We start from the raw sequence: 24,517 nt of genomic DNA, 5'->3' as shown, positions 1-24,517 counted from the left end.
TGTTCGCTACCGAACAGACCCCGCTACGGCTCGGCAGCACAATGACAGCGAGCGATTGAACCTGTGTCAGCAAGGACTCCATGGCTAATCCCTGGCTTCGCGCAACCCGTCTGCTCCAACGCATACCGCTCGCCTTGCAGCGTTGGCGGGCGATACCGCGCGTGTTCAGCCAGGAAAGTCTGCTGCGCTCGGAGCTATTCAGCGCCGAGCAAATGGCCGACCACGGCTGCGTCCTGGCCAAGCAGCACCGTGTGAGCCAATTGCCCGCCGATGATGCCTTGCTTGTGCGCCTGAGTGACAACGAGAAGACCCTGTCGAGCAGCTGCGCGGCGATGGTCAGCACATTGCCTGCGTCACAGCGGGACATGCCGGCCGCGCAGTGGCTGCTGGACAATTTCTACCTGGTCGAAGCGCACATCCGCATAGCCAAAAGCCACCTCCCCCCCGGCTACAGTCGGCAGCTGCCGCGTCTGGATAACGGTGCATCCAGCGGTCTACCGCGGGTCTATGACATTGCCCTGCAAACCATCTCCCACGGTGATGGCCGGTTCGACACGGAAAGCCTGAGCGGCTTTGTCGAGGCTTATCAGACCATCACGCCCTTGACTCTGGGTGAGCTATGGGCGATCCCGATCATGCTGCGTCTGGCATTGATCGAAAATCTGCGTAGGGTCGCAGCCAGGGTCATGGCCAATTGGGCCGACCGTGACCTGGCCAACAGCTGGGCTGATCGCCTCAGCGAGATGGCTGAGCACGACACCAAGCGTGTGGTGCTGGTGGTAGCCGACATGGTTCGATCCGGCCCGGTATTGAGCGCTGCGTTTGTCGCCGAGTTAGCCAGGCGTCTGCACGGGCAGAGCGCCACCCTGACCCAGCCGCTGGCCTGGATTGAACAGATGCTCAGCGAGTCGGCATTGAGCATCGAGCGCCAGGTGCAACTCGATGCCCAACAGCAAGCCATGGATCAGGTCTCGATCAGCAACAGCATCGGCAGCCTGCGCTTGCTGTCGACCACTGACTGGCGGGCGTTCGTCGAGCAACTGAGCCTGGTTGAACGCATTCTCAGCCAGGATCGCGCCGCAGTGTACAGCGCCATGGACTTTGCCAGCCGGGACCATTACCGACATGTCATCGAGCAGCTCGCCCGCCATAGCTCCTCCAGCGAAGCAGCTGTGGCGCAGACGGCCATCGACCTGTCGCATGTGCCAGACGCCAGCGCCGACGACCCAACCGATCATGTCGGTTTCTATCTGCTCGGTCCGGGGCGTGCGCTGTTGGAGCAGCGCCTCGCTGCCCGGGTAGTGCTTGCCGAGCGCTGGCAACGGCTGCTGCACCGGGCGCCGCTGGCGTTTTACTTGATGCCCTCGGCGCTGCTCTCAGGGCTGCTGGCCTGGGTGTTCCTGCAGGCCATTGAGCAGGACGGCTGGCCCCCTTGGGTACTGGCCTTGCTGGCCGTGCCCATCCTGCTGATGACCAGTCGCCTGGCCATCGGGCTAGTCAACTGGTTGGTCACGCTGACCGTCAAGCCGTCCTTCCTGCCGCGTCTGGATTACAAGAACGGAATACCCGCGCAGGCCCGAACGCTGGTGGTGATCCCTACCCTGCTGGCCAATGAAGACGATGTGCAAGAGCTGGTCGAGGGCCTGGAAGTTCGATTTCTGGCCAATCGCGACGAGCACCTGCACTTTGCGCTGCTGACGGACTTTGTCGATGCCCAGCAGCAGACCTTGCCCGAGGACGCCGGGCTGCTGGCGTCAGCCAGTACTGCCATCGACGCCTTGAACCTCAAGTATCCCAGTACTGGCAGCGAGCGCTTCCTGCTCCTGCATCGCCCCCGGGTGTGGAACGCCAGCGAGCGACTGTGGATGGGTTACGAGCGCAAGCGTGGCAAGCTGATGGCGCTCAATGCCTTGTTGCGCGGCCAGGGGCGCGAGCACTTTGTTCTGATCGTCGGTGATATCGCCAAACTGTGCGACGTGCGCTATGTCATTACCCTGGACACCGACACCCAACTGCCGCGCAATGCCGCCAGGCAGTTCATCGCCACCCTGCAACACCCCCTCAACCATCCCCGTTTCGAGCGCCACAGCCGGCGTATCCGCTCAGGTTACGCCATCTTGCAGCCCCGGGTCGGTATCAGCCTGCCCAGCGCGTCGCGTTCGGCCTATGCCCGATTGTTCGGCAGCGACGCTGGTGTCGATCCTTACACCCAGGCGGTTTCGGATGTTTATCAGGACCTGTTTCTCAGTGGCTCGTTCATTGGCAAGGGAATCTATGCCGTGGACGCCTTCGAACAAGCGCTCCAGGGCTGCTTTGCCGACAACCGGGTGCTCAGCCATGACCTGATCGAAGGCTGCTATGCCCATTCGGGCCTGCTCAGCGATGTGCAACTGTACGAAGAGTATCCGCCGCATTACAGCACTGACGTCAAACGCCGCCATCGCTGGATCCGCGGCGACTGGCAGTTGTTGCCGTGGCTGCTGCCGTGGCCCAGGCGCGCTGCGCTGAGTGCACTGTCGCGCTGGAAAATCGCTGACAACCTGCGCCGCAGCTTGGAGCCTGCGGCTTTTGTCAGTGTGTTGCTGTGGGGTTGGCTGGCCTCTTCGGCGCCGGCCCTGTGGACTCTGGCGGTGCTGGCGTTACTGCTCACCCGGCCGCTGCTCGACACCCTGCTGGAACTGCTGCGCAAAACTACCGATGTGCCGCTGGGGCAGCACCTGCAAGCCGCATTGCGTGCCTCGCGAGCGCATTTCATACGTTGCGTGCTGGGCCTGGCATGGCTGCCCTTCGAAGCCTATTACAGCCTGGATGCGATCGTGCGCACCCTGTGGCGCCTGCTGGTCAGCAAGCGCCGCTTGCTGCAATGGAACCCCTCCCGGGAGGATGCACGGGCCAGCGTCAACGGCCTGTGCGCACTCTACCAGGACCAGTGGATCTCTCCGGCCATCGCTGTGTTGCTGGCTGTCGCCTTGCTGGCCCACCCACAGGCGCTGATCGTCGCAACACCGATCCTCGGCTTGTGGCTGCTCGGCCCGGCGCTGGCCTGGTGGCTCAGCCGCAGCACTACTCGTAGTACGTTCAGCCCCTCGGCCGATGAGCTACGATTTCTGCATCGCCTGGCCCGCAGCACGTGGGCGTTCTTCGACCAGCATGTCGGCAGCGAAGACAACTGGCTGGTGCCTGACAACATCCAGCAAGCGCCCTACGCCAGCATCGCTCACCGCACTTCACCGACCAATCTGGGCATGGCATTGCTTGCGCACATGGCAGCACATGATTTTGGCTACCTCAGCACGGGTCGCCTGCTTGAGCGGCTGTCGCTGATGCTTGACAGCATGGAGCGCCTGGAGCGCTACAAGGGTCACTTCTACAACTGGTACGACACCCAGACCTTGCGCCCATTGGCGCCGCTGTATATCTCCACGGTGGACAGCGGCAACCTCGCAGGGCTCCTGCTGACCTTGCGTGCAGGACTGTTGGCCTTGGCTGACGCGCCGTTGCTGGAGCGGCGTCTGAGCCAAGGCCTGGTGGATACCCTCGACGTGCTCGGCAGCACCTTGGCCAGCGCTGGCCGCGCGACTGATGAAGTCAACGTGCTGCGCGAGCAAAGCTTGCAGTTGCACGTGCAATCGACGCCGGCGCAACAGGCTCAACTGCTGCAACGCGTCAGCCAATTCGCCGCCGCCAGGCTTGAAACCGGCGACGCCAGCGACTGCAGCTTCTGGTTGGCGACGCTGCAGGCGCAATGCCTGGATGTGATGAGCGAGCTGCAATGCGTTGCCTTGCCGCAAAGCCATGACCCGCAGTTGTCGCTGCCAGGCAGCTGGCGCCAGCTGGCAGACTTGCCCGTCGCCCATTGGCCAGTTGCCCAACAGCCTGGCGTGGCCAGCGTGCAAGCCCTGGCCCGCGCACGCATGACCCAGGCTGGGCAGCTAGCCAGGCGCATCGATGCCTTGGCAAACATGGATTTGCGCTTTCTCTACGACCACCAACGTGACCTGTTCACGATTGGCTACAACGCCACTGAGCACCGCCCGGACGCGGGGTTCTATGACCTGCTGGCCTCAGAAATGCGCCTAACCAATTTCGTCGCCATCGCCCAGGGCCAAGTCCCCCAAGATAGCTGGTTGGCCTTAGGTCGCCTGTTGACCAGCAATGCCGGGGTGCCGGTGCTGCTGTCCTGGTCGGGCTCGATGTTCGAGTACCTGATGCCCATGCTGGTGATGCCCAACTACCCAGGCACCCTGCTCGACCAGAGCTGCCAGGCGGCGGTCACCCGGCAGATCGATCACGGCAAGCAGTTGGGCCTTCCCTGGGGAGTATCGGAGTCGGCCTACAATGCACTGGATAGTCATCTGAATTATCAATATCGCGCTTTCGGCGTTCCTGGCTTGGGCCTCAAGCGTGGGCTGGGCGAAGAGCGAGTAGTCGCCCCATACGCCAGTGCCCTGGCCCTGATGGTGGCGCCGGCGGCCGCTTGCCGCAACTTGATGCACCTGTCGCAAACCGGCCTGGCCGGCCGCTTCGGACTGTTCGAGGCGGTGGACTTTACCCCAGCGCGACTGCCACCGGGGCGGGAGGCGGTGGTGATTCGCTCGTTCATGGCCCACCACCAGGGCATGAGTTTGCTTGCTCTGACCTCGCTGCTGTTGGACCAGCCCATGCAGCGGCGCTTTGCCAGCGATCCGCAGTTTTTGGCCAACATGCTGCTGTTACAGGAGCGCGTGCCGAAAACCGCTGCGCAGTACCTGCACACTTCACTAGCCCCAGCCCTGGATGACACCGGTAGTGCCAGCGAGTCGCGCCTGCGCGTATTCAGCGACCCGAACCGGCGCTACCCCGCCGTGCAACTGCTGTCCAACGGTCGCTACCATGTCATGGTCAACACCGCAGGCAGTGGCTACAGCCGCTGCAACGAGCTGGCCGTCACCCGTTGGCGCGAAGATATCAGCCACGATAGCCTGGGCAGCTTCTGCTACCTGCGTGATGTCGCCACCCAGAGCTTCTGGTCCACGACGTTTCAGCCAACCCTGCACAAGCCACAAAGTCAGGAAGCGATCTTCAGCGATGGTCGGGCCGAGTTTCGCCTGCGCGAAATGGATTTCGACTGCCATACCGAAATGGCCGTGTCGCCTGAAGACGACCTCGAATTGCGTCGCCTGCACCTGACCAATCATGCCCCAGTGCGGCGCACCCTGGAGCTGACCAGCTACGCAGAAGTGGTGCTGGCGCCGGCGATCAGTGATGCACTGCACCCAGCCTTCAGCAAATTGTTCGTGCAGACCGAGCTGATCCGCCCGCTGCAGGCCATCGTCTGTAGCCGTCGACCACGCTCGCAACAGGAGGCTGTCCCCTGGATGTGCCATGTGCTGGCGGTGCACGGCGCTGATATAGAAGCCATCTCATATGAAACCGACCGCGCCCGTTTCATTGGCCGTGGCCGCTCGCTGATCGCCCCGGCTGCCTTGCAAGCGGATGTCGAGCAGCTGTCTGGCAGCGCCGGCGCGGTGCTTGACCCGATCGTCGCGATTCGCTGCCGGATTTCCCTGGAGCCCGGCCAAAGCGCTACCCTCGACCTCGCTACAGGGGTCGCCAATAGCCGCGAAACCTGCCTGCAATTGATCACCAAGTACCGCGACCGGCACTTGGCCGACCGGGTCTTCGACCTGGCCTGGCCGCACAGCCAAGTGCTGCTGCGCCAGCTCAACGGGTCGCTGGCCGATGCCCGCCTGTTCGAACAAATGGCCGCCTCGGTGATCTACGCCCACGCCACGCTGCGCGCCAACAGCGCGTTAGTCGCCAGCAACCGGCGCAACCAGTCTGGGCTGTGGGGCCAGGGCATCTCCGGTGACCTGCCGATCGTGTTGGTACAGATTGCCGATCCTGCCAACATCCAGCTGGTCAAGCAGATGGTGCACGCCCATGCCTATTGGCGGCAAAAGGGCCTGGCGTTGGACTTGGTGATCTGGAATGAAGACCAGGCAGGCTACCGCCAACAACTGCAAGACTTGATCATGGGCGCGGTCGCCTCCGGCAGCGAGGCGGCCCTGCTCGAACGCTCGGGGGGGATCTTCGTGCGTCCGGCGCAGCAGCTCAGCGATGAAGACCGCACCTTGCTGCTGTCGGTGTCGCGACTGGTACTCAGTGACAGTCATGGCAGCTTGGCAGAACAGATGCACCGCCGGCGGGCACCTGCTGCCCCCGCTGGCCTGGTGGCCACTTCAGCGCCCTGGCCACAGCCCGATAGCCGCCCAAACCGCGCCAACCCTGCGCCGTTGCTGCTAGAGAATAGCTACGGTGGTTTCAGCAGCGAGGGTCGCGAATACATCATCCCCATCTTGCCCGATCGGCCTACCCCGGCGCCGTGGGTCAACATCCTGGCGAACCCACAATTCGGTAGCGTGATCTCGGAATCCGGCAGCGCCTACACCTGGCGCGAGAACGCCCATGAGTACCGGCTTACGCCTTGGCACAACGATCCGGTCAGCGACCCAAGCGGCGAGGCGTTGTATGTGCGTGACGAAGACAGCGGCAAAGTCTGGTCAGCCGCCCCCCAGCCCAGCCCCGGCCCCGGCAGTTACCGCACCCGACATGGCTTTGGCTACAGTGTGTTCGAGTATATCGAGCAAGAACTGCGCAGCGAATTGTGGGTGTACGTTGCCCTGGATGCCGCGGTCAAATTCTCCCACCTCAAACTGCATAACACCTCCGACCGGCCGCGGCGGCTTACCGCCACCTGTTTTGTCGAATGGGTGCTGGGTGATCTGCCCAGCAAGTCAGCCATGCACGTGGTCAGCGAAACCGATCCGGTCAGTGGCGCGCTGTTTGCTCGCAATGCGTTTTCGATCGAGTTTTGCCAGCATGTGGCGTATCTGGATTGCGACCTGCCCTACCTCAGCATCACCTGCGATCGCAGCGAATTTCTCGGCCGCAACGGCCATCTGCGAGCACCTGCCGGGCTGCGTCAAGCGCGCTTGTCAGGGCGCATCGGCGGCGCGCTGGACCCTTGTGCGGCGCTGCAGGTCAGCGTGGAGCTGCAAGCCGGCGAAAGCCGTGAACTGGTGTTTCGCCTCGGTGCCGAGGCGGACGCAACCGCTGCCACCCAGCGGGTATTGCAGTACCGCGGCCTGCGCACCGCCCTGGCTGAGCTGGACAAGGTGCAAGCCTACTGGCGCCAGACCTTGGGCACGTTACAGGTGAAGACACCCGAGCCTGCCCTCGATGTACTGGTCAACGGCTGGCTGATGTACCAGGTGATCGCCTGCCGCTTCTGGGCGCGCAGCGGCTTCTATCAGTCTGGCGGCGCTATCGGCTTTCGCGACCAATTGCAGGACAGCATGGCCATGCTGCAGGCCGCCCCCGCCGCTGCGCGCCAGCACCTGCTGACCTGCGCGGCCCATCAGTACGTCGACGGCGATGTCCAGCACTGGTGGCACCCACCGCTGCAACGTGGGGTGCGTACGCGCTGTTCCGATGACCTGCTGTGGCTGCCCCTAGCCACCAGCCGCTACGTTGAGGTGACGGGCGACCGCAGCGTGCTGAACGAAGCGGTGGGCTACATCGAGGGCCGCCCGCTCAACCCCGGTGAAGAGTCCTATTACGACTTGCCGGCCCGATCTGCCTTGGTCGAAAGCCTTTACCAACACTGCCAGCGTGCCCTCGGCCAAGCCCTGCAGTGTGGCGCCCACGGCTTGCCACTAATGGGCAGCGGCGACTGGAACGACGGCATGAACCGGGTTGGCGAGCAAGGCCTGGGAGAAAGTGTCTGGTTGGGCTTCTTCGGCCATCATGTGCTGCAAGCCTTCGGCCGGGTTGCCCAGCGCCAGGGTGACTGGCATTTTGCCGAGCACTGTGCCAAGCAGGCCGCCGCCCTGAGCAGCAACCTTGAAGCACACGCCTGGGATGGCGGTTGGTATCGCCGCGCCTGGTTCGATGATGGCCAACTGCTGGGCTCGGCGACCAATCAGGAGTGCCGCATCGATTCGCTGTCACAAAGCTGGGCAGTACTCAGCGGCGTGGCCTCGGCGGACCGTGCGCGCACTGCCATGAGCGCCGTTGATCGACTGCTGGTGCGCCGCGACCTCGGTTTAGTGCAGTTGCTCGACCCGCCGTTCGACCAAGGCACCCTGGACCCCGGCTATATCAAGGGCTATGTGCCTGGGGTACGCGAGAACGGCGGGCAATATACCCATGCCGCTATCTGGGCCAGCATGGCATTCGCCCAGCTAGGGGACAGAGCCAAGGCCTGGGAGCTGCTGCGCCTGATCAACCCAGTTGGGCAAGGTAGCACTGCACTGATCGATACCTACAAGGTCGAGCCGTATGTCATGGCGGCCGATGTCTACGCGGTGGCGCCACATGCCGGCCGGGGCGGCTGGAGTTGGTACACCGGCTCTGCTGGATGGATGTACCGCCTGATTGTGGAAAGCCTGCTTGGCCTGCAGCGCACGGGCGATACCTTGCACATCCGTCCCCTGCTGCCCGCTGACTGGCCGGGCTACACGGTGCATTACCGCTTCGGCGCGACCGACTATCGCATCGAGGTGCGCAACAACGTTAGCGGCGGTGAACTGAGCTTGAGCCTCGATGGCCAGCCGCTGGCCGTCAACACGCTGCACTTGGTGGATGATGCAGGCCTGCATCAAGTGATTGTCCAGTGCCAGCCATCGACCCAGCCTGTTGATCTGTAATACCTGTTGACCTGCGGTGGGCTAATCTTGCTCAACCAACCTTCGCACCTTGAACGGTGGCCGATCATGCTCCCCATGCCGCAGCACAACCACCTGCTGGCTGCTCTGTCCACGCAGACTTTCGAACGCCTGGAGGTTGACCTTGAGCTCGTGACATTGCCGTTGGGCCAGTCGCTGTACGAGTCGGGCGATGCCCTGCGCCATGTCTACTTTCCCACTGATTCGATCGTTTCATTGTTGTATGTGATGGAAAATGGCGCCTCAGCGGAAATTTCAGTGGTGGGCAACGAAGGCCTGGTGGGTATAGCGGTGTTCATGGGTGGAGAAAGCACACCCAGCCGCGCGATCGTTCAAAGCGCAGGGCACGCCTATCGCTTGCCCGGGCAGCGCCTGAAGGACGAGTTCAACCGTCACGGCGAACTGCTACTGTTGATGTTGCGCTACACCCAGGCACTGATTACCCAGATGGCGCAGACTGCTGTGTGCAATCGTCATCACACCATCGACCAGCAACTGTGCCGCTGGTTGCTGCTGTCGCTGGATCGCTTGCAGAGTGATCAGGTACGCATGACCCAGGAGTTGATCGCCAACATGCTGGGAGTGCGCCGTGAAGGGGTAACCGATGCGGCGGGAAAACTGCAGCGTCTGGGCATCATCGAGTACAGCCGCGGCCATATCAAAGTAGTGGACCGTGCCCGGCTCGAAGCGCTGAGCTGCGAATGCTACGAAGTGGTCAGGAAAGAAACCGAACGCCTACTGCCTTATCTGCCGCAACGCGCTAGAGCAGCCCCACCTTGACGAGCAAGCCCCTTGGCGGGATAGCCCGCACCTGCGTGGCCCTTACCGGATACATGGACTGCATCCGAAATTCACCCCGCAGGAACGAGCTAGCCCGACAAAGAGCCTGTGGCTAATGCGTCTGCGTCGCTCTGCGACCGAGGCGAACAATGGCCCCGGTCGCAGAACTCAAGATCAACGTTCCTGATCTTTGTCCATGTTGCGGTCAGCATTACCTTGCTGGCCAGCATCGCGCTCACGGCCAGCATCGCGCTCACGTTGGATACCTTGGTTTGGATCATCGGCCATACCGCCCCCCGCCCCTTGGCCCCCCTGACGCCCTGCGTCAGCTGGACGGTCAGCGTCCTTGGACCAGTCGCCACCACTCTGCTTACCGCCCTGCTTGCCCATGTCCGACTGACGTTGAGGATCGTTACCCACTCCCCCTTCGGACATCTGGCCACCTTGACGGCCTGCTTGAGAGGCCTTGTCCTGATCCTTGGCCCAGTCACCTTGATTGCCCTGGGCGCCTTTGCCCATGTCGCCACCTTTATTACCTTGATTACCAGCCATGATGGTGTACCTCGTTCAGGGACACAGATAAACCTGTGTGTACAGCTGAGACTCGGCGTCGATCCGGTAGTCCTATTTATCTTTGGGGACGCAGACGAAAGGCCGCAAATGCCGCGGTGCCGGGACTTTTGCGCGCGAGTATCGAGAGCGCAGGTCATCAGAATGTGCCGATGATTCAAACCCGTCGGGGTTCGATAATCGCCCATTTTAAGCGGCAAATCCGTTTTCAAGATTGACGAATTAACTAGATAGTACAAATATCGAAGTATCCAACAACAACAAAGCGATACCCGCCATGACGCCCCGAATCCTCGTGCTCAACGGCCCTAACCTCAATCTGCTCGGCACCCGAGAACCCGACCAGTATGGCCGTGAGACCCTTGCCGACCTTGCCAACGGCTGCGCCGACACTGCTCGCCAGCTGGGCCTGGAAATCGAATTTCGCCAGACCAATCATGAAGGTGAATTGATCGACTGGATCCATGCCGCCCGCGGTCGCTGCAATGGCATTCTGATCAACCCAGGTGCCTGGACCCATACCTCGGTGGCCATTCGTGATGCCTTGGTGGCCTGTGAACTGCCCGTGCTCGAAGTGCATTTGTCCAACGTGCACAAGCGCGAACCCTTCCGCCATATCTCGTTCGTCTCCTCGATTGCGGTGGGGGTGATCTGCGGCCTTGGCAGCCAGGGCTATCGCCTGGCCCTGGCACACTTCGCAGAGCTGCTCGGGGAGCGCGCGGCATGAGCCAACAGAGTGTTCTTGCCGGTTTGATCGGCCGTGGTATCCAGGCCTCACGCACGCCAGCGCTGCACGAGCGCGAAGGTGATGCGCAATCATTACGTTACCTGTACCGCTTGATCGATGCAGACCAGCTCGGCCTGGACGATAGCGCCCTGCCCGGTCTGCTCGATGCGGCGCAGCGTACCGGCTTCACCGGGCTGAACATCACTTACCCATTCAAGCAGGCGATTTTGCCACTGCTCGATGAGTTGTCCGACGAAGCGCGCGGTATCGGCGCTGTCAACACCGTGGTGCTCAAAGATGGCAAGCGAGTCGGTCATAACACCGATTGCCTGGGCTTCGCTGAAGGCTTCCGGCGCGGTTTGGCTGACGTGCCACGTGCCCACGTAGTGCAGATGGGGGCTGGCGGCGCTGGGGCTGCTGTGGCGCATGCCTTGTTAGGTGAAGGCGTCGAGCATCTGGTGCTGTTCGAGGTCGATGCAGCGCGGGGCCAGGCGCTGGTAGATAACCTCAATCAGCATTTCGGCGCAGGCCGGGCCCGGCTTGGTACAGATCTGCCTACTGCGCTGGCGATGGCCGATGGGCTGGTCAATACCACACCGGTGGGTATGGCCAAGCTACCGGGTACGCCGCTGCCGGTGGAACTGCTGCATGCGCGGCTGTGGGTAGCGGAGATCATCTACTTCCCACTGGAAACCGCCCTGCTGCGCCACGCGCGAGCGCTGGGTTGCCGTACCCTGGACGGCGGCCACATGGCGGTCTTCCAGGCAGTGAAAGCCTTTGAGCTGTTCAGCGGCCAAGTGGCCAATGCCGACCGGATGCAGGCGCATTTCGCCAGCTTTGCCTGACGCGCCATGTCGCGGGATAGGTCCACGCCCACGGCTTGCCGAGCGTGCAACCGTCCCGCGAATGGCCGGTAACTGAAGCGTCAGTTTTTCTCATCGAGCAACGCCTGTATCACCTTCTCCTGCCCCGCATAGTCGCCTTCGCCGAAATGCGCATGGCGCACCTGACCTTGCCGGTCGACAAAGTAATGCGCCGGCCAGAACTGGTTGCCCCAGGCATGCCACACCTGATAGCTGTTGTCCACCGCGACCGGGTAGCCGATGCCTAATTTGGCGAGCTTCTGGCGCAACGTACCGACATCATGCTCGTAGTCGTACTCAGGTGTGTGCACACCAATCACCACCAAGCCCTGGTCGGCGTAGCGCCTGGCCCAGTCGTTGACATAGGGCAGGCTGCGTTGGCAGTTGATACAGTCCCAGGTCCAGAAGTCGACCAGCACCACCTTGCCCTTGAGCGCTGGTGCATCCAGCGGTGGCGAATTGAGCCATTGACTGGCGCCACTAAGCGATGGCATCGCCCGGTAACTGTCCTTGGCCAGCAGATGACCGGCCAGCCCCAGGCCGGTCAATGCCAGCAGCACGGCACCGGCTTTGAGCAGCACGCCTTGGTTAACTTTCATGGCAACCGCCGCTGGCATAGGTGCGGTACTGCAGGGTTTGCTGCTGGCCGTGAGAGTCGAGGTAGACCATGCGTGTGTTGACTACCCCGCAGGCATTGCTCTGGTCATCCATGACCGACAGGACTTTCTTCACATCGAGCCGGTCACCATAGCGATACTGCATCACGCTGCTATCGTCCATCTGCTGGGTGTTTGCTTGAGCGTTGATAGCCGCGAAACCGAGCAGGGCGACCAAGCTGGCATTAATCAGCGTCTTGAAGTTCATGGCATCTCTCCTACACAAAGTTTGCTGATGGGGATGTTTCCCCTTCAGTCGAGAGCCATTTCACGCCTGCGAGGTATCGCGGATGTGTCGGCCAAGGGCGAGACGTGCATGCACCTGTATCAAGCAGCAAGCCAGATACACTGCAATACAATCCTCGGCAGGCAAGCGCGCCAGCGCCCAGTACACTTGGCTAATTCAAACTAAGGCAGGGCCCGCACGATGGAACACGTCGATCACATCCTGATCGTCGACGACGACCGCGAAATCCGTGAGTTGGTCGGCAACTACTTGAAGAAAAATGGTCTGCGCACCAGCATCGCTGCGGACGGCCGGCAGATGCGCGCCTTTCTCGAAGCCGATGCGGTCGACCTGATCGTGCTCGACATCATGATGCCCGGCGATGACGGCCTGGTACTGTGCCGCGAGTTGCGCGCGGGCAAGCATCGCAACGTGCCAGTACTGATGCTCACGGCCCGCGACGACGAGACCGACCGCATCATCGGCCTGGAAATGGGCGCCGACGACTACCTGACCAAACCGTTCTCCGCCCGAGAGCTACTGGCGCGAATCAATGCCGTGCTGCGCCGCACGCGCATGCTGCCACCGAACCTGACCATCAGCGAAAGCAGCCGCATGTTGCGTTTTGGCCCGTGGCGCCTGGACACCACGGCGCGTCACCTGCTCGATGACCAAGGCACCCTGGTGGCCCTCAGTGGCGCCGAATACCGCCTGTTGCGAGTATTTCTCGACCATCCGCAGCGGGTGCTCAGCCGCGAACAGTTGCTCAACCTGACCCAAGGCCGCGAGGCGGACATCTTCGATCGCTCCATCGACCTGTTGGTCAGCCGCCTGCGCCAGCGGCTGGGCGACGATGCGCGGGAGCCGACCTGCATCAAGACCGTGCGCAGCGAAGGCTACGTGTTCTCGCTAGCGGTGCAATTGCTTGAGTCGCCCTCATGAAGTGGCCGCGTACCCTCGCCTCGCGCCTGGCACTGATCTTTTTCACCGGGCTGGTATTGGCCTACGGACTGTCATTCGGTTTGCAGGCGTACGAGCGCTACATCAGCAGCCGTTCGATGATGCTCAGCAACCTTGAGCTGGACGTCGCCACCTCGGTCGCCATCCTCGATCGCCTCCCGGCTGCCGAGCGCCCGGCCTGGCTACCGCGACTGGAGCGGCGCACCTACCGCTATAGGCTCGACTCTGGCCAAACCGGATCGGCAATGCCCAGCGAAGACCCGCCGATGGCGGCCGAGTCGATCGTCAAGGCCATCGGCAAGGACTACCGCCTGACGTTTCTGGAAATCCCCGGCCCGCTCACGCACTTCCAGGTGCATCTGCGCCTGGCTGACGGCGCGCCGCTGACCATCGACGTCACCCCTGCCACAGAACCGGTGGCCAGCTGGTTGCCAGTAGTGCTGCTGATCCAGCTGGGAGTATTGCTGCTGTGCACCTGGCTGGCCGTGCGTCTGGCAATTGGCCCGCTGACGCGGCTGTCGCAGGCGGTGGACAATCTCGATCCGAACACGCCCGGGCCGCAGTTGGATGAAAGCGGGCCGCGCGAAGTCAGGTACGCCGCCGCAGCCTTCAATGCCCTGCAAGCGCGCATCGCCGCCTACCTCAAGGAGCGCATGCAGCTGCTGGCGGCGATTTCACATGATTTGCAGACGCCCATCACGCGGATGAAGCTGCGGGTTGAAGTGATGGACGACGGGATCGAGAAAGACAAGCTGTGGAGCGACCTGAGCGCCATGGAGCACCTGGTACGCGAAGGCGTCGCCTACGCCCGCAGCATGGACGTGGGCACCGAAGCGCCGTGCCGGATCGACCTCGATGCCTTTCTCGACAGCGTGGTGTTCGATTACCAGGACAGCGGGGCCAAGGTTGAGCGCCTGGGCAGCACCGGGACGACCTTGCAAACCCGTCCACACGCCCTGCGCCGAGTCCTGGTCAATCTGCTGGACAACGCCCTGAAATTTGCCGGCGCCGCTCAGTTGGAGGTCACTCAACACGCCAATGCCACGGTGATTCGGGTACTCGATGAGGGCCCAGGCATTCCTGCCGAGGAGCTCAATGAAGTGCTCAAACCCTTCTACCGGGTAGAAGGCTCGCGCAATCGTGGCACCGGCGGCACGGGGTTGGGCTTGGCCATCGCCCAGCAGCTGGTGCAGGCCATGGGCGGTACATTGACGTTGAGTAACCGCGAAAATGGCGGGCTCTGCGCCCAGATCGAATTGCGTTGATCGTGGCTTACAAGCGCATACCTACACTGCGATACAGAACTGCAGCGCCTTGACACACTGCAGATACCCCGCCCGCGCAAACTCCGAGTCAGTCCTCATGCTGACCGGAGCCACCACCAATGACCAGCCTGACCCGTGCCCTGCCCGCGCTCAACCGCTTCGGCGACTGGAGCGCAGATCTGCCTCTGCGACTTTTCCTGGCCTGGGAGTTTTTTGAATCAGGCCTGGAAAAATTCAATGGCAGCAATTGGTTTGGCGATATCCAATCCAACTTTCCCCTGCCTTTCAACCTGCTACCCGCCAGTCTGAACTGGCAGTTGTCGATGTGGGCGGAGCTGATCTGCCCACTGTTGCTGCTGCTCGGGCTAGGTACCCGTTTCGCTTCGCTGGTATTGATCGGCGTGACAGTGGTAGCCACCGCGGCAGTGCATTGGCCGGCAGAATGGTCGGGGCTGGCGGAACTGGCCCGCGGCTATGCGATCACTGACCAGGGCTACGGCAACTTCAAGCTTCCGCTTATCTATCTGGTCGCCTTGCTGCCGCTGGCACTCAAGGGCGCGGGCTGGCTGAGCCTGGACCATTGGCTGTGGCATAAGCTCGGTTACTGCCCGCGCAACGCTCGGTAAATATCACGGCCCCTGCTACAGGGGCCGTCGGCGTTTCTACAGCACCCGCTTGATCAACGGCTCCAGACGGCTCAAGCGCAGCCTCTTGAGGAACTTGCGCACCTGCTGCGGATGCTCGCCAGGCTCGCCCAACTCGCTGGCCGAACGCAAGACAGGCGCATGCTGCCTGATCCCTTGCAGTTCAGCCTCGCGAGGTATCAGCCACTGCCCGTGTGGGTCGTCGATCAACAAACCGTTTTCAAGGTCCAGGTTAAATCCGCGTGGGTTGAGGTTGTTACCCGTGAGCAGGCTATAACGCTGGTCGATCCACAAGCCTTTGGCGTGAAAGGTATGCCCCGGATCATTCCAGATGCGCAACACCAACTGGCCGCTGTCGATGGCCGCCTGACGACGTCGGGCGAAGGCCCGCAGGTTGTCCTCGTAGAGGTAGGGCAACACCCCGCTAGCACTGAACGGCTTACCCGGCTCGACGTAGAAATCATTGGCAGTGCGATGACCGACAATGATCTCGACGCCAATGCCGCGGGCCAAGGCCCGGTCGATTTCGCTCATCACCACGCGGGGTGGATTGAAGTACGGGGTACTGATGATGATCTGTGCGCGCGCCGCCGCCAGCAGCGAGCAGATGGCCTGGTTGAGCGGGTTGCCGCGGCCGATGCCCAACAGTGGAATGACCCGCAGGCCATCGATAGCAGGGCTGTCTGGCAATGGGTAGGCCATGCGCCGCAAGCGTGTGCGCAATCGGCGGATGTCCCCGCGCAAAACACAGGTCGATGGCGCCGCTGGCAGGTCCAGGCGGGGCGTGGCGGTACTGGCCAGCACATCGCGCACCAGTTCGACCATGGCATCGGCCAACGCCGGACAGTCGAACAGGTGATAGCGGTCGAGGCGATAACGCTCGAAACGGTGCAGGTAGACGTTATTCAGGCTGGCGCCGGTGTAGATCACGCAATCATCGATGATGCTGCCCTTAAGGTGCAGCACACCGAACAGCTCGCGGGTTTGCACTGGCACGCCATGAATGATCACATCCAAGCCATGGTGCTCGCGCTGCGCTTGATACCAGGCAGCATTACCCGGCTGGCGGCCCGCCCCTAGCAGGCCGCGACGTGCCCGGAACCAGTCGACGACGATGACGATGTGCAGCGACGGCCGCGCCGCCTTGGCCTGGTACAGCGCATCCAGAATCTCCTGGCCGGCCTCATCTTCCTGCAAGTACAGGGCGACGATGACGATACGCCGGGTCGCATTGGCAATACGTTCGAGCAAGCAGGAGCGGTAGGTGGCGGCATCAGGCACCACCTCGATGGCTTGCGGTGCCAGGGCAAAGCCTTTGTGCGGTACTGCCACGGATCTGCGGATCAAGCGGTTCACCTCAAGTCTGGAGTGATGGGCACGGCTCACCCGTGCACGGGTGCAGGGTGTACTAACAGGCCCGGCCACGCCCCATCATAGCAACAATGCCAGCAGGCTCGACTTTCTCCCTGCCTTGAGAACCGACAATGCCTTGGCTTTTACAGGAAGATCGTGCAGCTATTGAACGGCGGCAAGCGTCTCTGCATTGAAGCGTGTGGTGCCTGAGCCGGCCGCTTCGCGGGCAAGCCCGCTCCTACAGGTGCCGTGCCGCGCACACATTTTGTGAGGACTCAAACACTGTGGGAACGGGCTTGCCCGCGAAGAGGCCGGTTCAGGCACCACACCTTGGCAGCGGATTGGCCCTGGACCAGGTTATGGTCTGGGCGGTAGGTCAAACCGGTCCAACTCCATTACCTTGACCCACGCTGCGACGAAGTCACGGACGAACTTCTCCTGCCCATCATTGCTGGCATACACCTCGCTGACCGCACGCAGCTCTGGATGGGAGCCAAACACCAGGTCGACACGCGTGGCGGTCCAGCGCACTGGCGCATTCGGTTGGCCCCGTGGGCGGCCTTCGAACAGTACGCTGGTGTCGGTGGTCGGCCGCCACTCTGTGCCCATGTCCAGCAGGTTGGTGAAGAAGTCGTTGGTGAGACTTCCCAGCCGCTCTGGGGTAGTAAATACGCCGTGCGAACTTTCGTCGGTATTAACCCCTAACACACGCAGACCACCTATCAGCACGGTCATCTCTGGAGCAGTAAGGGTTAGCAACTGCGCCTTGTCGAGCAACAGTCGCTCGGCGATGGCGCTGCACGCCTCACTGCTGGAATAGTTGCGAAAACCATCGGCCACAGGCTCCAGGACAGCGAATGACTCAGGCTCGGTCTGCGCCTGTGTGGCATCTCGACGTCCTTGATTGAAGGGCACCGACACCTGGACTCCCGCTGCCGAGGCGGCCTGTTCTACCCCAACATTGCCACCGAGCACAATCAAATCCGCCAAGGTAATCGTATTGTTTTGTGCGCCAGCAAAACGGGTGCGCAGGCGCTGCAACCTTTGAAGGGTCAAGCGCAGCAACGTAGGCTCATTGACTGCCCAAGAACGCTGCGGATTGAGGCTCAGACGAGCGCCGTTGGCCCCGCCACGTTTGTCCGAGTCGCGATACGTTGAAGCAGCAGCCCAGGCAGTGAAGACGAGCTCTCGTGGCAGCCAGTCCTGCGCTAATTCGCGCTTGAGCCAATCAATGTTCGCTGGGGTCAACTGAGGCGGGGCGGCGACCGGCAGCGGGTCTTGCCAGATGACCGCAGCAGGATGCCGTAGCTCTGTTGCAGGAATGATGTAACGGCTGCGTGGCCCCAGATCGCGGTGAATCAGCTTGTACCAGGCATTCTCAAAAGCGTTGAGCAGTTGATCGTCACCTTGCGCAGCTGCAGCATGCCAACGTCTGGCAATCGGCCCGTAGATGGGGTCGTCGCGCAGGGCGAGGTCGGTAGTCAGCATCCCTGGCGGGGGCGTACTGCCTCCCGGCTGAGCAGAGGGAACGCGCAAGTTGGATGTGGTTGGGCGCCATTGATGGGCGCCAGCAGGGCTACGATGCAACTCCCATTTGAGCTCGAGCAAATTGGTTAAAAAAAAGCGACTCCATTTTGTCGGCGTTGTGGTCCAGGTCACCTCCAAGCCACTGGTGATCGTATCGTTCCCGTGGCCTTGCCCGAAACTGTTGCGCCAACCTAAGCCTTGCTGCTCGAGCCCTGCCGCGTTTGGTTCGGCGCCTACATATGGACCCGGCGCGGCTGCCCCGTGAGTTTTGCCGAAGGTATGTCCGCCAGCGATGAGAGCCAAGGTTTCCTCATCGTTCATGCCCATACGACGGAACGTTTCACGGATGTCCAACGCCGCCTGGTGGGTACTGGGAACGCCTCTTGGGCCTTGCGGGTTCACATAGATCAGCCCACTCATCAAGGCGCCCAATGGGTGGGACAGTTCAGTGGCGTCGTAGCTATCAGGGACTCGATCGCGGTCACTTAACTGCTCATTCTCCGAACCCCAGTTGGTCACCTCATCCGCTTCCCACACATCAACCCGCCCGCCGGCAAAACCTAAGGTTGGAACGCCCATGGACTCAAGTGCGACGTTGCCCGCGAGGATGATCAAGTCGGCCCAGGAGATGCCTCTGCCATACTTCTGTTTGATAGGCCATAACAAACGCCGCGCCTTATCCAAGTTGCCGTTGTCGGGCCAACTGTTGAGCGGCGCGAACCGTTGCTGGCCAGTATTTGCTCCCCCACGCCCATCACCGATGCGATAGGTACCAGCGCTGTGCCAGGCCATGCGAATGAAAAACGGCCCATAGTGGCCAAAGTCTGCTGGCCACCAGGGCTGGGAAGTGGTCATCAAGGAGGTCAGATCAGTTTTCAACGCGGCAAAATCGAGCGCCCTGAATGCGGCGGCGTAATCGAAGTCCGCGTCCATTGGGTCGGACAAGCAAGAGTTTTTGTGAAGGATACTTACGTCAAGTTGGTTGGGCCACCAGTCACGGTTGGATCTACCAAACCCTGCAACGTTCTGGTATGGACACGGCGATTGATCGGAACGTGCTGCGCGGTCCTGCTGCACGCTTTGCACAGTAACGGAATCACTTGCGGCATAGTGGAATGGGCATTGCGAGTCATTCGCCATCTGCGGTTACCTTCACATTATTGCTATCCAGGTTCCGATCTACGTCAGATTGTTTGCGTCGATCAGCAAACGCCTACCCTTCGAACGCTGATCGAATGGGTGTGCACCGGAGTCAAAGGAAGGCAGCGTGGGGGGCTGAACGTGCAGTACGTTCAGCGAAGAGGCAATCCATGCAGACATAGTGAAACTCCGATAGCAGGCACCTGCACGGTACTGGCCCGTTTTGCATGCCTCAACTAGCAGAATTACCAGGTCCAACGGCCATTGCAGCCGCTCATCACAGATAGTTGCGATGCAGCTGGATCAAAAAAAACGGGGCACCCCCCCTTTCAAAAAAGGAACGGGCGTGCCCCGCCATCAACCCTAGGCTTATTTCAGGTCGAACCGATCCAACTCCATCACCTTGACCCACGCCGCGACAAAGTCTTTGACGAACTTAGCCTCGGCGCCGGTGCTGGCATACACCTCACTCAGCGCACGCAACTGGGCATGCGAGCCAAACACCAGGTCCACCCGGCTGCCGGTCCACTTGCTCTGCCCGGTCTTGCGATCCTTGCCTTCGAAGGTTTGGTTATCGTCCGCGGTCGGCTTCCACTCCACGCTCATGTCCAGCAGGTTGCGGAAGAAGTCGTTGGTCAGCTGCCCGGGCTTGTCGGTGAACACGCCGTGCTTGCTGCCAGCGTGGTTGGCTCCCAACACGCGCAGGCCGCCGATCAGCACAGTGAGTTCTGGTGCGGTCAGGGTGAGCAATTGCGCCTTGTCCAGCAGCAGCCGCTCAGCCTTGACGCTGTAGGCGCCCTTGGAGAAATTGCGGAAACCATCGGCGAGCGGCTCCAGTACTCCAAACGACTCGACATCGGTCTGCTCCTGCGAAGCATCGACGCGACCTGGATGGAACGGCACGCTGACCGTGTGCCCGGCATCCTTGGCGGCCTTCTCCACCGCCGCAGTACCGGCCAGAACGATCAGGTCGGCCAGCGACACCTGCTTGCCGCCCGCGCTGAACTCACTGCGAATTTTCTCCAAGGTCGCCAGTACCTTGTCCAGCTGTTCGGGCTGGTTGGCCGCCCAGAATTTCTGCGGTGCCAGACGCAACCGTGCGCCATTGGCACCGCCGCGTTTATCCGAGCCACGGAAGGTCGAAGCCGACGCCCACGCAGTAGCTACCAGCTCGCCGACGCTCAGGCCGCTAGCGAGCACCTTGGTTTTCAAATCAGCGATGTCTTGCTCGCCAATCACCGCGGCCGGCGCTGGCGGCAGTGGATCTTGCCACAGCAGCTCTTCCTGGGGCATTTCCGGCCCCAGGTAGCGCGCCAGTGGGCCCATGTCGCGGTGGATCAGCTTGTACCAGGCACGGGCAAAGGCGTCTGCCAGCTGATCAGGGTTGTCCTTGAATCGCCGAGCGATAGGCTCGTAGATTGGATCGAAGCGCAGCGCCAAGTCCGAGGTGAGCATCGACGGTGCATGGCGCTTGCTCGGATCATGGGCATCGGGAATCTGCCCTGCCCCATCACCGTTTTTCGGCCGCCACTGGTTGGCACCCGCCGGGCTCTTGGTCAGCTCCCAGTCGAAGCGGAACAAGTTCTCCAGGTATTCGTTGCTCCACTTGGTCGGGGTCGAGGTCCAGGTTACCTCCAGGCCGCTGGTGATGGTGTCGCCACCCTTGCCGGTGCCGAACGTGTTATGCCAGCCAAACCCTTGCTGCTCCAGGGGGGCAGCTTCAGGTTCCGGACCGACATTATCGGCAGGGCCAGCGCCGTGAGTCTTGCCAAAGGCGTGGCCGCCAGCGATCAGGGCGACGGTTTCTTCGTCGTTCATCGCCATGCGGCCGAAGGTTTCACGGATATCCTTGCCCGAGGCGATGGGGTCGGGATTGCCTTCCGGACCTTCCGGGTTCACATAGATCAGGCCCATCTGCACGGCGGCCAGCGGGTTTTCCAGGTTGCGCTCGCCCTGCAAGGTGCGGCTCTGTTCTTCCCCATGCTTGGCAGGCTCGGCCACCAGATCCCCCTGGCCGGGCGCCTGGGCCTTGCCGTAGCGGGTGTCGCCGCCCAGCCAGACTTTCTCCGAGCCCCAATAGACATCTTGATCCGGTTCCCACACATCGGCGCGGCCACCGGAAAAGCCAAAGGTCTTGAAGCCCATCGACTCAAGCGCGACGTTGCCGGTGAGCACGATCAGATCTGCCCAGGATATCTTTTCGCCATATTTCTGTTTGATTGGCCACAGTAAACGCCGCGCCTTATCCAGGCTGACGTTGTCTGGCCAACTATTGAGTGGGGCATAGCGTTGTTGGCCGGAACCTGCGCCACCGCGGCCATCACCGATGCGGTAGGTGCCGGCACTGTGCCAGGCCATGCGGATGAACAGCGGCCCGTAGTGGCCGAAGTCGGCCGGCCACCAGTCCTGAGAATCGGTCATCAAGGCAGTCAGGTCTTGTTTCAGGGCTTGGAAATCCAGGCTCTTGAACGCCTTGGCATAGTCGAAATCCGGGTCCATCGGATCGGACTTGCTCGAATGCTGGTGAAGAATGTTCAAGTTGAGCTGGTCAGGCCACCAGTCACGGTTACTGGTGCCGCCACCTGCGGTTTGATGGAACGGGCATTTCGATTCGTTCGACATCTGCGGTTACCTTTGGGTCGGGTTCTATCCAGATTTCCGGTCTATGCCAGGTTTGATCAGCCGAGCACGAAGGCTCATGCCTACCCCTCATCAGGTGGGTCGGTCTTTGCCGATACGGGCGTGCGAGCGTGTCATCACGTGCAGAGCAGGGTCTTGCACCCAGGTGCTGCCCCGCCGCCCGCGCAGGCTTTTCACAGGGCCAGGGACAAGACTAGTCGAGCCTCGCCAGACTTCTAATAGAGTCCGTATTGGCTGCCAATAGCCTGACTCTGTCAGCGCACATCGATACAAGCAGCAAGGCCGCGGACATGCTTGAATATGACGCCACGCCCACCGCCCGAGAGCCCTTGCCTCATGAACCGCAATGACCTGCGCCGCGTCGACATGAACTTGCTGGTCGTGTTCGAAGCCTTGATGCTCGAACGCAACCTGACCCGCGTCGCAGAAAAGCTGTTCATCTCCCAGCCTACCGTGAGCGCCGCTCTGGCCCGCCTGCGCGATCTGTTCGATGACCCATTGCTAATCCGCAATGGTCGTGCCATGGAGCCCACGGCACGGGCGCTGCAGATCTTTGCCGAACTCACTCCGGCAATGGATGTGATTTCAGCTGCCATCAGCCGCGCCAAGGCGTTCGAGCCTGCCACCAGTTGCAATGTGTTTCGCCTCGGCTTGTCGGACGATGCCGAGTTTGGCCTGTTCCCCGATCTGCTCCAGGCCCTGCGCGAAGAAGCGCCACAGATTAGCGTGGTGGTGCGCCGGGCCAACTTCCTGTTGATGCCTGGGCTGCTGGCCTCCGGGGAAATCTCGGTCGGCGTCAGCTACACCACCGACCTGCCGGCCAACGCCAAGCGCCGCAAGCTACGTGACATCGGTGTGCGAGTACTGCGCGCCGATGCCCGCCCAGGGCCGTTGAGCCTCGACGAATACTGCGCCAGACCACACGTGATGGTGTCGTTCTCAGGTGACATGAGCGGCAATATCGACATGGACCTGGCACGCATTGGCCGCTGCCGCAAAGTGGTGCTGGCCGTGCCGCAGTTCGGTAGCCTGCGCGCCCTGCTGCGCAATACCGAATTAATTGCCACAGTGCCGGACTATGCTGCCCGCGCCCTGGCGGACGACGGCAGCCTGCGCGCCGACCCGGCGCCTTTTGCAATCAGCGAGGCCGAGCTGTCGATGGCCTGGAGCAGCGCCCATGACAACGACCCTGCCGAACGCTGGTTGCGCGAGCAGATCCTGCAGTTCATGGCCTCGGGCAACTGAACTGCCAGCCCCTTGAGATCATAAAGCTGTTAACTTAAGGCCCTTGTCGCTTGCGCAGAGCGGCCCCAAAATCTTAAGTTAACAGCATTACCTTGAGATCAAGCCTTTTTACCGCGCTGCATCCAGGCCGCGCCCAGCCCGCTCAGGCAGATGATGGCGATGCCCACCAGGCTGGTGGTGTCTGGCGCCTGGCCGAAAATCAGCAGGCCCAACAGGCCGGCGAAGACGATTTGGCAGTAACTGAACGGCGCCAGCAATGCCGGCGCGGCAAAGCGAAACGCCTGGGTCAGCAGCAGGTGCGCAGTCATGCCAAAGCCGCCCAGGGCCAGCATCAACAGAGCGTGATGCCATTGCGGCGTCTGCCAGAAGAACGGCACCAGCGCCGTCATCACCAGGGTATTGCACAGGCCTGCGTAGAAGTTGCTGGTGGTCGGGCTGTCGTACACCGCCAGTTTACGCGTCAGTACCTGATAGAAGCAGAAGCCCAACGCCGAACCGAACGGGAACAGGATCGCCGGGGTGAACATCGCCCCGCCCGGATGCACCACCACCAGCACACCCACGAAACCCATCACCACCGCCAACCACTGGCCGAACGTGACCCGTTCCTTGAGCAGCGGCACCGACAAGGCAGTCACCAGCACCGGCGCGAGGAAGTTGACTGCCGTTGCCTCAGCCAACGGTAGGTATTGCAGGCCGGCAGTGAACAGCAGGCTGGTGCTCAGCAGGCTCAGGGCGCGCAGGGTCTGTAGCAACGGGCGATGGGTACGCAGTACCGCCATGCCGGCCTTGGGCAGGAAAATCCCGGCCATCAACAAGGTGTGCACCAGGTAGCGTGCCCAGACCACCATGATGATCGGATAAAGACCGCCGAGGAACTTGGACAGGGCATCGTGGCTGGCAAATAGAAGCGTCGCGACGACGACCAGCGCGATCCCTCGTAGAGGCTGATTGACTCCAGACAGCGGTGTACTCGAACTCATGGCGTTCTCGAAGGTGGCGTCGGCGGTTGCCGCGCCTGGGGACCTGCGCAGCCTCACGGCAGCACGCAGGTAATGACGGATTCTAGAAGAGATGAGTCAGGTTGCGATAGCCACGATGCCGTCACAGCGCCTTTGCGGACAATTTGCGTTCGCTGATCGACCACTTTTGCTCGGCCCTGCATGGTCTGCCCGGTTCAGATGCACCACCATGGGCCAGGCCTCTACCACTG

The 24,517-nt window shown here is 61.8% G+C and carries 15 protein-coding genes; 8 read left to right on the top strand and 7 right to left on the bottom strand.

From position 1 onward, the window contains the following. Window positions 1-80: 80 nt before the first annotated feature. The gene (locus OIU19_RS17280; RefSeq protein ID WP_264236037.1) at window positions 81-8,690 is read left to right on the top strand and encodes a glycoside hydrolase family 94 protein; all 8,610 of its coding nucleotides are present in this window, start codon (window positions 81-83) and stop codon (window positions 8,688-8,690) included. A gap of 66 nt (window positions 8,691-8,756) precedes the next feature. After that, window positions 8,757-9,488 carry a Crp/Fnr family transcriptional regulator gene (locus OIU19_RS17275; protein WP_264236036.1) on the top strand — a complete coding sequence of 244 codons (732 nt, stop codon included), beginning with the start codon at window positions 8,757-8,759 and terminating at the stop codon, window positions 9,486-9,488. A gap of 174 nt (window positions 9,489-9,662) precedes the next feature. Here OIU19_RS17275 and OIU19_RS17270 read toward each other — a convergent pair whose 3' ends face one another. Further along, a complete protein-coding gene (locus tag OIU19_RS17270; protein WP_264236035.1) occupies window positions 9,663-10,040 on the bottom strand; it encodes a general stress protein in 378 nt (125 codons plus the stop codon). A gap of 295 nt (window positions 10,041-10,335) precedes the next feature. Between OIU19_RS17270 and aroQ the strand changes: the two genes are divergently transcribed. After that, window positions 10,336-10,785, top strand: a complete 450-nt coding sequence (gene aroQ, locus OIU19_RS17265; protein ID WP_264236033.1) for a type II 3-dehydroquinate dehydratase — start codon at window positions 10,336-10,338, stop codon at window positions 10,783-10,785. Beyond that, a complete protein-coding gene (locus tag OIU19_RS17260; protein WP_264236032.1) occupies window positions 10,782-11,630 on the top strand; it encodes a shikimate dehydrogenase in 849 nt (282 codons plus the stop codon). Before aroQ ends, OIU19_RS17260 begins: the two co-directional genes overlap by 4 nt. 80 nt (window positions 11,631-11,710) lie before the next feature. Here the strand turns inward: OIU19_RS17260 and OIU19_RS17255 are convergent, their stop codons facing one another. Then, window positions 11,711-12,226 carry a thioredoxin family protein gene (locus tag OIU19_RS17255; RefSeq protein ID WP_372353327.1) on the bottom strand — a complete coding sequence of 172 codons (516 nt, stop codon included), beginning with the start codon at window positions 12,224-12,226 and terminating at the stop codon, window positions 11,711-11,713. Between the two features lie 10 nt (window positions 12,227-12,236). Continuing rightward, on the bottom strand, window positions 12,237-12,512 hold the full coding sequence (locus OIU19_RS17250; RefSeq protein WP_264236030.1) for a DUF2790 domain-containing protein: 276 nt from the start codon (window positions 12,510-12,512) through the stop codon (window positions 12,237-12,239). Between the two features lie 219 nt (window positions 12,513-12,731). Between OIU19_RS17250 and OIU19_RS17245 the strand changes: the two genes are divergently transcribed. The 3 genes from OIU19_RS17245 (at window position 12,732) to OIU19_RS17235 (ending at window position 15,381) form a co-directional block, all read left to right on the top strand. After that, window positions 12,732-13,472 carry a response regulator gene (locus tag OIU19_RS17245; protein WP_264236029.1) on the top strand — a complete coding sequence of 247 codons (741 nt, stop codon included), beginning with the start codon at window positions 12,732-12,734 and terminating at the stop codon, window positions 13,470-13,472. Beyond that, window positions 13,469-14,755 carry a HAMP domain-containing sensor histidine kinase gene (locus tag OIU19_RS17240; protein WP_264236028.1) on the top strand — a complete coding sequence of 429 codons (1,287 nt, stop codon included), beginning with the start codon at window positions 13,469-13,471 and terminating at the stop codon, window positions 14,753-14,755. The genes OIU19_RS17245 and OIU19_RS17240 overlap by 4 nt, the downstream gene beginning before the upstream one ends. 119 nt (window positions 14,756-14,874) lie before the next feature. Next, complete coding sequence (locus OIU19_RS17235) at window positions 14,875-15,381, top strand: DoxX family protein (RefSeq protein WP_264236027.1); 507 nt, start codon at window positions 14,875-14,877, stop codon at window positions 15,379-15,381. Between the two features lie 36 nt (window positions 15,382-15,417). Here OIU19_RS17235 and pssA read toward each other — a convergent pair whose 3' ends face one another. The 3 genes from pssA to katG (OIU19_RS17220) all read right to left on the bottom strand — a co-directional run bounded on the left by pssA (window position 15,418) and on the right by katG (OIU19_RS17220) (window position 22,041). Continuing rightward, the gene (pssA, locus tag OIU19_RS17230; protein WP_264236026.1) at window positions 15,418-16,755 is read right to left on the bottom strand and encodes a CDP-diacylglycerol--serine O-phosphatidyltransferase; all 1,338 of its coding nucleotides are present in this window, start codon (window positions 16,753-16,755) and stop codon (window positions 15,418-15,420) included. A gap of 354 nt (window positions 16,756-17,109) precedes the next feature. Then, window positions 17,110-19,419: a catalase/peroxidase HPI gene (katG, locus tag OIU19_RS17225; RefSeq protein ID WP_372353326.1), complete on the bottom strand. Its 2,310-nt coding sequence runs from the start codon at window positions 19,417-19,419 to the stop codon at window positions 17,110-17,112. A 369-nt stretch (window positions 19,420-19,788) separates the two neighbouring features. Then, window positions 19,789-22,041 carry a catalase/peroxidase HPI gene (katG, locus tag OIU19_RS17220; protein ID WP_264236025.1) on the bottom strand — a complete coding sequence of 751 codons (2,253 nt, stop codon included), beginning with the start codon at window positions 22,039-22,041 and terminating at the stop codon, window positions 19,789-19,791. Between the two features lie 354 nt (window positions 22,042-22,395). Here katG (OIU19_RS17220) and OIU19_RS17215 point away from each other — a divergent pair, with 354 nt between their 5' ends. Next, window positions 22,396-23,304, top strand: coding sequence for a LysR family transcriptional regulator (locus OIU19_RS17215; protein WP_264236024.1), 909 nt, complete (start codon window positions 22,396-22,398; stop codon window positions 23,302-23,304). A 98-nt stretch (window positions 23,305-23,402) separates the two neighbouring features. On the opposite strand, the gene OIU19_RS17210 is transcribed toward OIU19_RS17215, so the two are convergent. After that, the gene (locus tag OIU19_RS17210) at window positions 23,403-24,287 is read right to left on the bottom strand and encodes a DMT family transporter (RefSeq protein ID WP_264236023.1); all 885 of its coding nucleotides are present in this window, start codon (window positions 24,285-24,287) and stop codon (window positions 23,403-23,405) included. Window positions 24,288-24,517 lie beyond the last annotated feature (230 nt).

It is taken from the genome of Pseudomonas sp. BT-42-2, assembly GCF_025847435.2.
GTDB lineage: Bacteria > Pseudomonadota > Gammaproteobacteria > Pseudomonadales > Pseudomonadaceae > Aquipseudomonas > Aquipseudomonas urmiensis.
The sequence above is the reverse complement of the archived record's forward strand: the minus strand, read 5'-3'. Positions and strand labels throughout refer to the sequence as shown.